11 protein-coding genes are annotated in these 11,154 nt (G+C 64.0%); 5 read left to right on the forward strand and 6 right to left on the reverse strand.

Annotated features, from left to right (window positions below; genetic code table 11):
• Together VIE67_RS11790 and VIE67_RS11795 are read right to left on the reverse strand one after the other, a co-directional pair.
• Nucleotides 1-852 (reverse strand): PP2C family protein-serine/threonine phosphatase (locus VIE67_RS11790; RefSeq protein WP_332026435.1); only part of this gene is annotated, 852 nt, incomplete at its 3' end.
• A complete protein-coding gene (locus VIE67_RS11795; RefSeq protein ID WP_332026437.1) occupies nt 849-1,676 on the reverse strand; it encodes a CDP-alcohol phosphatidyltransferase family protein in 828 nt (275 codons plus the stop codon). The genes VIE67_RS11795 and VIE67_RS11790, both read right to left, overlap by 4 nt.
• Before the next feature lie 129 nt (nt 1,677-1,805).
• On the opposite strand from VIE67_RS11795, the gene VIE67_RS11800 reads away from it, so the two are divergent.
• The 3 genes from VIE67_RS11800 to VIE67_RS11810 all read left to right on the forward strand — a co-directional run bounded on the left by VIE67_RS11800 (nt 1,806) and on the right by VIE67_RS11810 (nt 4,415).
• On the forward strand, nt 1,806-2,255 hold the full coding sequence (locus tag VIE67_RS11800; protein WP_332026439.1) for a DUF4124 domain-containing protein: 450 nt from the start codon (nt 1,806-1,808) through the stop codon (nt 2,253-2,255).
• Between the two features lie 13 nt (nt 2,256-2,268).
• The gene (locus VIE67_RS11805; RefSeq protein WP_332026441.1) at nt 2,269-2,607 is read left to right on the forward strand and encodes a hypothetical protein; all 339 of its coding nucleotides are present in this window, start codon (nt 2,269-2,271) and stop codon (nt 2,605-2,607) included.
• 98 nt (nt 2,608-2,705) lie between these two features.
• Nucleotides 2,706-4,415 carry a proline--tRNA ligase gene (locus VIE67_RS11810; protein ID WP_332026443.1) on the forward strand — a complete coding sequence of 570 codons (1,710 nt, stop codon included), beginning with the start codon at nt 2,706-2,708 and terminating at the stop codon, nt 4,413-4,415.
• Here the strand turns inward: VIE67_RS11810 and VIE67_RS11815 are convergent.
• Nucleotides 4,412-5,236: a hypothetical protein gene (locus VIE67_RS11815; protein ID WP_332026445.1), complete on the reverse strand. Its 825-nt coding sequence runs from the start codon at nt 5,234-5,236 to the stop codon at nt 4,412-4,414. The genes VIE67_RS11810 and VIE67_RS11815 overlap by 4 nt on opposite strands.
• Before the next feature lie 300 nt (nt 5,237-5,536).
• On the opposite strand from VIE67_RS11815, the gene VIE67_RS11820 reads away from it, so the two are divergent.
• On the forward strand, nt 5,537-5,854 hold the full coding sequence (locus VIE67_RS11820) for an H-NS histone family protein (RefSeq protein WP_332026447.1): 318 nt from the start codon (nt 5,537-5,539) through the stop codon (nt 5,852-5,854).
• 54 nt (nt 5,855-5,908) lie between these two features.
• Here VIE67_RS11820 and VIE67_RS11825 read toward each other — a convergent pair whose 3' ends face one another.
• The 3 genes from VIE67_RS11825 to VIE67_RS11835 form a co-directional block, all read right to left on the reverse strand.
• On the reverse strand, nt 5,909-7,201 hold the full coding sequence (locus VIE67_RS11825) for a threonine/serine exporter family protein (protein WP_332026449.1): 1,293 nt from the start codon (nt 7,199-7,201) through the stop codon (nt 5,909-5,911).
• Nucleotides 7,202-7,266: 65 nt separating this feature from the next.
• Nucleotides 7,267-7,872: an alpha-ketoglutarate-dependent dioxygenase AlkB family protein gene (locus tag VIE67_RS11830; RefSeq protein WP_414707357.1), complete on the reverse strand. Its 606-nt coding sequence runs from the start codon at nt 7,870-7,872 to the stop codon at nt 7,267-7,269.
• Between the two features lie 13 nt (nt 7,873-7,885).
• Nucleotides 7,886-9,289 (reverse strand): amidase, encoded by a 1,404-nt coding sequence (locus VIE67_RS11835; protein ID WP_332026451.1) that lies wholly within the window; start codon nt 9,287-9,289, stop codon nt 7,886-7,888.
• Nucleotides 9,290-9,439: 150 nt separating this feature from the next.
• Between VIE67_RS11835 and VIE67_RS11840 the strand changes: the two genes are divergently transcribed.
• Nucleotides 9,440-11,074, forward strand: coding sequence for an electron transfer flavoprotein-ubiquinone oxidoreductase (locus tag VIE67_RS11840; protein ID WP_332026453.1), 1,635 nt, complete (start codon nt 9,440-9,442; stop codon nt 11,072-11,074).
• The last annotated feature ends 80 nt before the right edge of the window (nt 11,075-11,154 follow it).

An 11,154-nucleotide genomic window follows, 5' to 3' on the forward strand; every position in this document is an offset into this window, starting at 1 on the left:
CGTTTTACACAATTCCGCATTGACGCTGGACAGCCACACCGCCGGCGCCGGCGCTTCCTTGCCGGCCCAGCGCAACAGGCTCGCCACGCGCACCATCAGGAAGGCGGCGTCGAGTCCCTTGCCGGAAATGTCGCCGATCAGGAACGCGATGCGGCCGTCGGGCAGGTCGAAATAGTCGTAGAAATCGCCGGAAATCTCGTACGCCGGCAGGTTCACGCCGATCAGCGGAAACTTGCCGCGCCGGCGTTTGGGCAGCAACGATTTCTGGATCGTGCGCGCCAACTCGACTTCGCGCCGGATGCGCTGCTGTTCGACGATCGTGCCAGCGAGCTGCGCATTGTGGATCGCCAGCGCGGTCGGCGCGGCGATCAGACGCAGGATTTCCGCATCCGCGGCATCGAACAGGCCGCCGTCGCGCCGGTTGATCACTTCGAGCGCACCGATCGCGCCCTGCGCGGTGGCCAGCGGCACGCACAGGATCGAGCGCGTGACGAAACCGGTTTCCGCATCGACGCGTGCATTCACGCGCGCATCCTTGCGCGCGTCGAGCACGACCTGCGGTTTGTTTTCGGCGACCGTGCGACCGACCACGCCCTGACCGATCGCGAGCTTGAGCCCGCTGATATCGACCGGACCGACGCAGATCTTGCAGACGATCAGGTTGCTGCCCGGCTCGAGCAGGAACATCGACGCGGCTTCCGCCTGCATGAAGCCGGCGATGCGCTTGACCGCGAGGGTCAGCGTCTTCTTCAGGTCCAGCGACAGCGCGAGCGTCTGCGAGAGATCGGCGAGAAAGGTCAGAGCGCGGCGCTCGTTTGCGCCAGCCAGGGGATGGTCGGGCAGTGCGTTCACGTTGCTGGCGGCCCCGCGCCCGGCGGCACATCCGCGCCGCTGCGCAGATCCTCGACGCGCAGGTCGCGCCGGCCGCGCATTTGCCGCATCCCCCACAGGGTCAGCAGCGGGCCGGACAGCACATACAGCACCGCTATGCACAGCAGCACGCGCGCGGTCGCCACCGCCAACAGCGCGAGCACGAGCATGGCCAGCGGAATCCAGTAGAACGGCACCTTGTCCGATTTCGGTCCGCTCTTGAAGCTGAAATAACGTACGCGGCTGACCATCAGCAGGCCGGCGATTGCGGTCAGAAACGGCGTGACGAACTGCACCATCGTGCCGTCGAGCCCGGCTTCGCTCGCCGCCCACAGGAACGACATGAGCAACCCCGCGGCGGCCGGACTCGCCAGACCCTGGAAATAGCGCTTGTCGGCGACGCCGACCTGGGTATTGAAGCGTGCGAGGCGCATTGCCGCGCAGGCCGCATAGATAAACGCGGCGCTCCAGCCGACCTTGCCCCACAGCGGGCCGTATTCCTTGAGCGTCGACAGCGACCACGTATACATGATCAGGGCTGGCGCCAGGCCGAAGCTGCACATGTCCGACAAACTGTCGTACTGCACGCCGAACGCGCTCTGCGTATTGGTCAGGCGCGCGATGCGTCCGTCGAGCGCATCGAGTATGCCGGCGATGAACACCGCAATCGCCGCATCGACATAGTGCCCGGCAATCGCCGCGATCACCGCGTAAAACCCCGAGAACAGCGCACCCGTGGTAAACAGGTTCGGCAGCAGATAAATGCCGCGGCGCGGTTTGGGGGCGGGCTCGGGGGTGTGGTCCATCCGGGTCGGATCGCAGCGAAAGCAAGAGCCGAAGTGTACCGCAAGCGTGCGCGGCGCTAGAATCGCGGCAGGGGCAGGTCGCAACACGCGGCTTGAGTTGCCGTGCGCTTTCGTTTGAGGAGATGCGTAATGAACGCTGCGAAACTGCTCGTCGCCCTGGTTTTCCTCGCCGGCATTGCCCAGGCCGGCGATTTGTACAAGTGGACGGACAACGTTGGCGTCATCCACTATTCCGACATCCCGCCGCCGAGCACGGTCAAGGCGCAGCGCGTGCACGTCAATAGCGGCGTCACCAGCGACGGCACGGCGTCGGATGCCGCCAAACCGCAGAAGGACGCGAAGGCCGATACCAAGCCGGAGCCTGCGAAGCCACAGGTACCGATGGAGCAGACCGCCGAATACCGCGCGCGGGTATGCGACCAGTCCAAGGCGAATCTCGAACTGCTGGAAAGCAAATTTGCGGTTGCCGATGCACACGGCAAGCCGCTCGACGAGCAGGGACGCGCCGCGTTCATCGCGCAGAGCAAACGCGCGGTCGCGACCAATTGCAGCGCCGCCGCCACGGCCGCGACTCCCTGACCGATTCAGCGCAATGCGCGTCGCGCATCCCCGACCGTCTCGCGCCTGCCACCACCAACGCGGGCGGGCGCTGCCCTGGATCCTCGTCGCGCTCGCGCTGGCCGCTTTGGCTTGGTGGTATCTGGCGCCGCAGACGCTGCCGCAGTCGCTGCGCGCCTATCTGCCACGGCCGGCAAGAGCATCGTCCGCAAACGCGAAGGTGGAAGTATACAAATCACGCGACGACAAGGGCCGCGTGCAGTTCACCAGTTCGCCGCCGACCGACCGGCCTTTCCAGACGCTGAGCTACGACCCCAGACTCAATGTCGTGCCGAGCGTGATTCCACCGCCGCCACCGCCGCCGAAACCCTGATTCTTGGCCTTTGCCACAACCCGTAGCGTGCGCGCAAGTCGGGCGCGCTGCGAATCGTTGCTAGAATCACGGTTTGCCACGACCAACCAAGATCATCCATGCGCCTGTCCAGATTTCATCTCGCCACCGTCAAGGAAGTACCCGCCGACGCGGAAATCGCCAGTCACCGGCTGATGCTGCGTGCGGGCATGCTGCGCAAGCTCGGCGCGGGCATCTACACGTGGACGCCGCTGGGCTTGCGCGTGCTGCGCCGGGTCGAGCAGGTGGTGCGCGAGGAGATGGATCGCGCCGGAGCGCTCGAGCTGAGCATGCCCACGATCCAGCCGCGCGAACTGTGGGACGAAAGCGGACGCTGGCAGAAATTCGGCGGCCAGTTGCTCAAGATCAAGGATCGCAAGGAAGCCGAATACTGCTACGGCCCGACTGCGGAGGAGGTGATTACCGACCTCGCCCGCGGCGAACTGAAGAGCTACAAGCAGCTGCCGCTGAATTTCTACCAGATCCAGACCAAGTTCCGCGACGAGATCCGGCCGCGCTTCGGCGTGATGCGTTCGCGCGAATTCGTGATGAAGGATGCGTATTCGTTTCATCTGGACGAAGCCGACCTCGGCCGCGAATACGAAAACATGTATGCGACCTACACGCGCATTTTCACGCGTCTGGGCCTGACTTTTCGTGCGGTCGCCGCGGACACCGGCGCGATCGGCGGCAGCCGCAGCCACGAGTTTCAGGTGCTGGCCGATTCGGGTGAGGACGCGATCGCGTTTTCCACGGGATCGGATTACGCAGCCAATGTCGAACTGGCGAGCGCGCTCGCACCCGGCGAACGTTCCGCGCCTGCAGAACCGTTGCGTGAAGTCGCGACACCCGGCAAGACCACCTGCGCCGACGTCGCCGCCTTGCTCGGCATCGGCATCGAACGCACGGTCAAATCGGTGTGCGTCGTCGGCACGGCGGGTTTCGTGCTCGCGCTGGTGCGCGGCGATCACGAGGTCAATGAGGTCAAGTTGCAGAAACTGGCCGGTCTGGCCGAATACCGTCTGGCGACCGAACAAGAAATCGTCGACGCGCTGGGTTGCAAACCCGGCTACATCGGCCCGGTCGGCGAATCTTCAAAAAAGATTCCCGGCATCACGGTCGTCGCGGACAGGACGGTCGCAGCGATGAGCGATTTCGTCGTCGGCGCGAACAAGGTCGACTACCACATCGCCGGGGTCAACTGGGGCCGCGACCTGCCCGAGCCCGATGTTGTTGCCGATATCCGCAAAGTCGTCGCCGGCGATGCGTCGCCTGATGGAAAAGGTAGCTTGCAGATCGCGCGCGGTATCGAAGTCGGCCACGTGTTCGCGCTCGGCCAAAAATACAGCGAAGCGATGAATGCCACGGTGCTCGACGCCGATGGCAAGAATCGCTTGATGCAAATGGGCTGTTACGGCATCGGCATCACGCGCATCGTGGCCGCGGCGATCGAGCAGAATCACGACGACGCCGGGATCATCTGGCCCGAACCGATGGCGCCTTGGCGCGTGGCGATCTGCATGATCAATCCGAAGAACGATGCCAAGGTCGCCGACGCAGCTGACGCGCTGTATTGCGAGTTGAACGACGCCGGCATCGAAACCGTGCTCGACGATCGCGGTCTGCGTCCGGGCGCGATGTTCGCCGATATCGAGCTGATCGGCATCCCGCATCGCGTCGTCGTTTCGGAGCGCGGGCTGGCCGCGGGCACCTTCGAATATCGCGCGCGCCGCGAGAGCGAAAGCCGGCAACTGAACCGCGACGAGCTGCTTGCGCTGCTGCGCGGCTAGCGGTCTTTCTTCACCAGCGTGCGCAGGCGGCCGAGCAGCGATTGGTCGCTGCCATGCTGGCGTTTGAGCGATTCGAGATCGGTCGCGCGCCGGCTGGCGATCTTGAATTCCCAGCGCTTCTTGACCTTGTTGCGTTCGACCGCGGAGCGCAGCTGCGCGCGGTAGTCTTCCGGCAATGCTTCACGCAACAGGCCGTTTTCCTCGCGCGTGAGATAGCGGCCGATATCGTCGAACAGGGCGTCGTTCAACTGTTCGACCGGCACCGTTTTCTGCGCGGTGCCGAACGAGTCGAAATTGACGAAACTCATCTTTACCGCACCGCTGTCGGCATCCGCATTGAAGCTGGCGGCGACGGTGATGTTGCCGCGCGCGCGGAATTTCGCCGAGATGAGCTCACCGTTCGCTTCCTTCTTCGTCTCCTGCATCTGGCCGCTGAGATGGTAGCGCTGGAAGGTTCCGGCCAGGGTCTTGATATTGGCGCCCTCAACTTCGACCAGCGGACACTCTTCGGGCACGACGGCACAGCTCAGGCCAAGGCGGATCTCGCGCGAGTCGGGCTGCTCGGTCTGCACCAGCTCGTAGCAGAGGTCGCTATGCGCGACGACCTCGCCGTAGCCGGGCAGCGTATAGCGCCAAAGCTTGATCGGCTTGAGTATCTTGAGGCTGGCGACGAGTTTCTCCAGATACTCGCCGAGCGCGTGCATGCCCGGCTCGATCTGCGTCTTGAAAAATTCCTCGCGCGCAAGCTTGCGCTGCTGCGCGTCGTCAGCACTGGCTTTGCGCTTTTGCGCTTCTTGTTCGAGATCTTCGAGCAGACTCACGGTCGGTCTTCCTCATTGGGCCAGTCCGCGGACCCATTGCGGGCTCGGGCTCCCGCTGGCTGCCACATTCTGCAAGTGTAGGCGCTTACGGTAGCGCTTGCGCGCGGCCACGACAAGGTTTACCAAGGCGCGGCGCAAGCCGCCGACCTCACATTCTTGCGCGCGAATTTTCCTGCCCCGGCGCTGGCGCGTTAAACGATCGATTGCGCTGGTTTGGATTTGCTGTTTATTTTTTCAAGGGGTAATGGCATGCTGGTCGCGCGCATCGCGCTAATATCGATATCCATCCAGAGGTAAACAATGGCAATTGATCTGAAGGGCTTGAATCACAGCCAGCTCAACGAATTGATTCACCGCGCCGAAGCGCGCAAACACGAATTGGCCAAGGAAAAGATCGGCAAGGTGCGCGAAAAAATCGTCGCATTGGCCAAGGCCGAGGGATTCAGCGTCGAGGATTTGTTCAGTGGTCGCGGCGGACGCAAGACGCGCCGCCCGGCAAAGCCGAAGTTCCGCAATCCTGCCGACCACGCGCAGACCTGGTCGGGACGCGGCAAGCGGCCACGCTGGTTCAGCGCGGCGCTCGCGGCGGGCAAGAAGGAAAAAGATCTGCTGATTTGATTCGCGCAATCAGTTGCAAGAAAGAATGCCGGCGCCGAGCCGGCATTTCTTTGTCTAAAGTGAACGCCTCGGCGCGACGATTAAATCTCCGAACAAAAGACCCGCCACGAGACTGACCAGGATCGCCATCAGCGACACCGCGGTATTAATGCCGAGAAATACATCACCGCCGGCAATCGCCGAAACGGTTAAAAACCCGATGCTGCCGGGTACCAGCAGGATGATGCCGGGCTCGCGCACTAGCGCGCCGGGGCGATTGGTCCGACGCGCGTACAGATTGCTCAACGCCCCCATCGTCAAGCCGGCCAGAAACACGCCGAATTCCGGGCTGAAATAACTGCCCGCGAAATAGGTGATCGAATAACCCAGCGCGGCGGCGACCATGACCAGCGGAAAATCGCGGCGTGCGGCGCGAAACAACACCGCGAATGCGTAACTGGCAAACACCAGCGCAACCCAGGTGGCCCAGCGCGGTATCGGCGGCTGCGACGGCGCCGGCGGCGACAGTTGCAGCAGTTTGCACAGCTCGTTGGCGACGATCGTGCCGAACGCGAGCTTGATCAAGGTCGCTACCGCGCCGGCCAGACGCGCGACGCCTGACACCAGATGCTGGGTCGAGAGCTCGCGCACGGCCGTGGTCAGAGGCGCGCCGGGCAAGAGGACGATCACGCTCGCCAGCACGACGGACTTGAGCGTTAGCGGCGTCACGTACAGGCTGATGATGGTCGCCAGAAAAGTCGCGAGCAGGGCACAGATCGCCTCAAGCGAGTTGCGCAGGCGCGGGCGACCCGCGCTGATCGATGCAAGCACGCCGACGATCAGGCCGATGCCACCGGCCGCGAGCATGTCGGCCCAGGCGCCGTGCAGCAGCGCCGCCAGTGCGGCCGAGACGATGCCGTAGCACAGCACCTCGAGCGCACGCCCGCGCCGACCGATGCGGTCGCTGAGCGTGTGCAACAGATGAAATCCTTCCTCGATATTCAGGCGCCCCGCGATCACGTTGTCGGCGATTTCATTGACCTCGACCAGATGACGCAGATCGGTATCGCCGGGCGACAGCCGGATCACCTGGGTGACCTCGGCGAGGCGGTCCTTGTCGCCGTCGCCGTCGGCGAACGAAATGATGATCGCGGTCGGGCTCGACCACACCTGTGCGCACAGGCCAAGGCGCGCGCTGAGCAGATCGATCGCGCTTTCCAGGCGCGGCGCGGCGGTGCCGTACTGATGCAGCCGGCGTGCGGTTTCGACCACAAAGGCGATGCGCGTATGCAGCTGCGCCGCAGCGCCCGTCAATGCCGGCTGGCGGCCCTCAGGCAGCGGATCGAACGGTCCGGGAATTTCCTGCATGGCAAGCGCATCGGCAGACAAGGTGCGCGATTATCGCGCAAGCGCGCAGCGTCTGTGCGGCGAGATCAACCTGCGGGATAAACCCAGCGGAAAGTCAGATTGATGCGTGCACCGGCTTGGCGCGCGGTTTTCGGCAGCGCATGGCGATAGTTCTGTTGCGTCCGACCAGCCATGACCAGCAGGCTGCCGGAGGGCAGGTCGAGCGCGAGGCGCCGATCGGGATCGTGCCGATGACGCAGCTGGAACCGGCGCACCGCACCGAAGCTCAGTGATGCGATCACCGGTGCGTCGCCGAGTTCGGGCTCGTCGTCGCTGTGCCAGCCCATCGAATCGTGGCCGTCGCGGTACAGATTACACAGCACGCTGTTGTAGCTTTTTCCACACTGCGCAAAAAGCAAATCGCGCAGCTCGTGCAGGCCCAGCGTCCACGCATGCGGCGTGAACAGCGTACCCGAATAGATATAGCGCGCGTGTGCATCACCGATCCAGCAGGACAATCGCGGCGCTTCGATCTCGCGGCCGAACAGGCGCAGACGGTGGCGCTCCCAGGGAATTTCCGCGTGCAGGCGATCGAACCAATGCTGCGCCTGCGCCGCGTCGCAGAATTGGGTCAGAGATATCTTGGCTCCGGCGAGATCGCCGACCTGCCGGTGCGGCGCGAGTGTTGCCACGGATCGACCGCCGTCAGATGCCGACCGGATACGCCGGCGCCGCATCGAGCGCGGCGGCGCAGACTTCGGCGAGTTCGAGCAGACGCAGATCCGAGCCCGGCGGTCCCATGAACTGCAGACCGGTGGGCAGACCGTCGAGAGTCAGACCCATCGGAATCGTCACCGCGGGGAGGCCGGCGAAATTCGCGAAGCAGGTGAAGTCGCCGGAATTGTCCGGCAGCTGCGCATCGAGCGGAAACGCGATCTGCGGCGTGGTCGGCGTGACCAGCACGTCGATTTCGCTGAACAGCTGGCGCGCCTTGACCACGGCCGCGTCGAGCAGGCGATCGGCCGCGGCGTAATCGGCCGCGGACTTTGTCCGCGCGTAATCGAGTAGCTTGTTCAATTCCGCCGAGACCGGATGTTCGGCATCGGCCAGCGCTTGCGCGTGGGTGATGAGCATTTCGGTTTCGATCATGAAGAATGCCGCGCGGCGCGCGCGCTCGATGGAAAAATCGGCAAAATCCACGCTGCGCCGATTGCCCAGTTCCTGCGCCAGCGCCATCATCGCGCGCTCGAATGCGCGTGAAACTCCAGGCTCGGTACCGTACACGCCAAGATCACCGAGCACGCCGACCCTGAGCTTGCCCGGCTCCCAATCTGGCAGAGCCAAATCGACGCGGCGGCGGCGCGAACGCGCGTCGTCCGCATCGTGCCCGGCGAGCAGGCGCAGCAATACGCCCAGATCGTTCACGCTGCGTGCCATCAGGCCGACCGCATCGAGCCGGCGTGCCGCAGGCAACATTCCACGCGTGGAAATTTCGCCATGCGTCGGCTTCAACGCATACACGCCGCAATAGCTCGCAGGAATGCGGATTGAGCCCAGACTGTCCGAGCCGATCGCGACCGTGCAAAGTCCGGCCGCGACCGCGACCGCGCAACCGCCAGACGAACCGCCGGCCTGATAACCGAAGCGGAACGGGTTGTGCGCGGCGCCCGTGTGCGGATTCGCGCTCGATGCGACGAGGCTGCCCTCGGGCACCTGGGCCTTGCCCAGAATCACCGCGCCTGCGCCGCGCAGACGCTCGACGATGAAGGCATCGCGCGTCGCCGCCAGCTTCGGTCCAGGCAGGCCGCAACCGGTCGCCAACCCGGCCACATCGAGATTGTCCTTGAGCGCGACCGGCACACCGTCGAGGCGGCCGAATTTGCCGCGGCTGCGGCGCGCGTCCGCCGCCTGCGCGTCGGCGAGCGCGCCCGGATTGATCTGCACGTAGGCATTCAGGCGTGGATTTCCCGCGGCGATCGCATCGAGAAACGTCTGCGTGAGCGCGGTCGCGGTCGTGCGTCCGCTGGCCAGCCAATGCAGCGTCTGGCACAGGTTTGCGCCGCGCAGGTCCTGCTCGCGCAACGCGGGTGCGGTTTCGACAGATGGCATGGCTGGATTCGCTGCTGCGGACATTTTTGATTCCCGATCCCCGATGGCATTATCCCGCAAGCGCTGTTAACACCAAGTGCAGGCGCACAATTGCTGCACGGCGCACAAACCAGCAAACTCTCTTCTTCATCCTGAAGCAGGACCGTCGGCATGAGCGCGCCCGAAGCTGCACCCCGCGATGTGATGGAATACGACGTCGTCACCGTCGGCGCCGGTCCGGCCGGACTGGCGTTCGCGATACGCCTGAAACAACTGAAACCCGATATCCGCGTCTGCGTGATCGAGAAGGCGTCGACGATCGGCGCGCAGATCCTGTCCGGCGCGGTGATCGAACCGCAACCCTTGAACGAACTGCTGCCCGAATGGGGCAAGAATCCGCCGCCGATCTGCGTGCCGGTGACGCAGGACGAATTCTGGTGGCTGCGCGATCACGCGCGCGCGACCAAGTCGCCGGTCGCGCCGCCGCAGATGCACAACCACGGCAATTTCATTGTCTCGCTCGGCGCGCTGTGCGCGTGGCTTGCGCCGCAGGCCGAGGCGCTCGGCGTGGAAATCTATCCGGGCTTCGCCGCGGCCGAGCCGCTCTATGGCGACGGCGGTGCTGATTCAATCCAACGTGTTCGCGGCGTGCGCATCGGCGACATGGGCATCGCCAAGGACGGCTCGCACAAACCCAGTTACACACAGGGCATCGACATTCTTGCGCCGATCACCGTGCTCGCCGAAGGTTGCCGCGGACATCTGTCGAAGCAACTGATCGCAAAATTCGCGTTGGATAAAGACTGCGATCCGCAAACCTACGGCATCGGCATCAAGGAACTGTGGCAGCTGCAGGCCGGACGTGTCGAACCGGGCAAGGTGATGCACACGCTCGGCTGGCCGCTGGACAACGCGACCTACGGCGGCAGTTTTCTGTATCACCTCGACCAGGATCGCGTCGCGATTGGTTTCGTCACCGGCCTCGACTACGCCGATCCGCTGCTGTCGCCGTTCGAGGCCTTTCAGCAATTGAAACACCATCCCGTGATCGAACCGCTGCTCGAAGGCGGCACGATCCTGTCTGCGGGTGCGCGCGCGCTCGTCGAAGGCGGCTATCAATCGCTGCCGAGGGTGGAAATGCCCGGCGCGATCCTGATCGGCGATTGCGCCGGCCTGCTCAACGTGCCGAAGATCAAAGGCACGCATCAGGCGATCCGCTCGGGCATGCTCGCCGCCGAACATGTCGTCGCCGCGAACAAGCCCGAAGGCTGGGACGCCAGGCTGCGTGCGTCGGTCGTTTTCAGAGAGTTGAAGAAGGTGCGCAATATCCGCCCCGGCTTCAACAAGGGTCTGTGGCTCGGCCTCGCCAACGCGGGTTGGGAAACGCTCACCGCCGGCCACTCGCCGTGGACGCTGAAGAATCATGCCGACTGGTCGTCGCTGAAAAAAGTATCCGAGTACGAAGAGCCAAAAAGGGATTACGTCGAGCGAACCCTCGCCCCGCGCGACAGATTGGCAGAAGTATACTTTGCCGCAACCGAGCACGACGAAGACCAGCCCGTGCACCTGCACGTAGCCGATACCAATATCTGCGTGACCAAATGCGCGGTCGAATACAACAATCCATGCACCCGGTTCTGCCCCGCCGGCGTCTACGAAATGGTCGGCGAAGGCTCCGACAAACGCCTGCAGATCAACGCCGCCAACTGCGTGCACTGCAAGACCTGCGACATCAAGGATCCCTACCAGATCATCAACTGGGTGACGCCGGAGGGTGGCTCGGGGCCGAATTATCAGAATTTGTGATTCGTCGCCGAATCGGCGAATCGCCTGAGAGCAAAGGCTTTCACTCGCCTGCGGCGAGCGCCCTACTTTTGGCATTGCCC

It is taken from the genome of Rudaea sp., assembly GCF_036560865.1.
Lineage (GTDB): Bacteria > Pseudomonadota > Gammaproteobacteria > Xanthomonadales > Rhodanobacteraceae > Rudaea.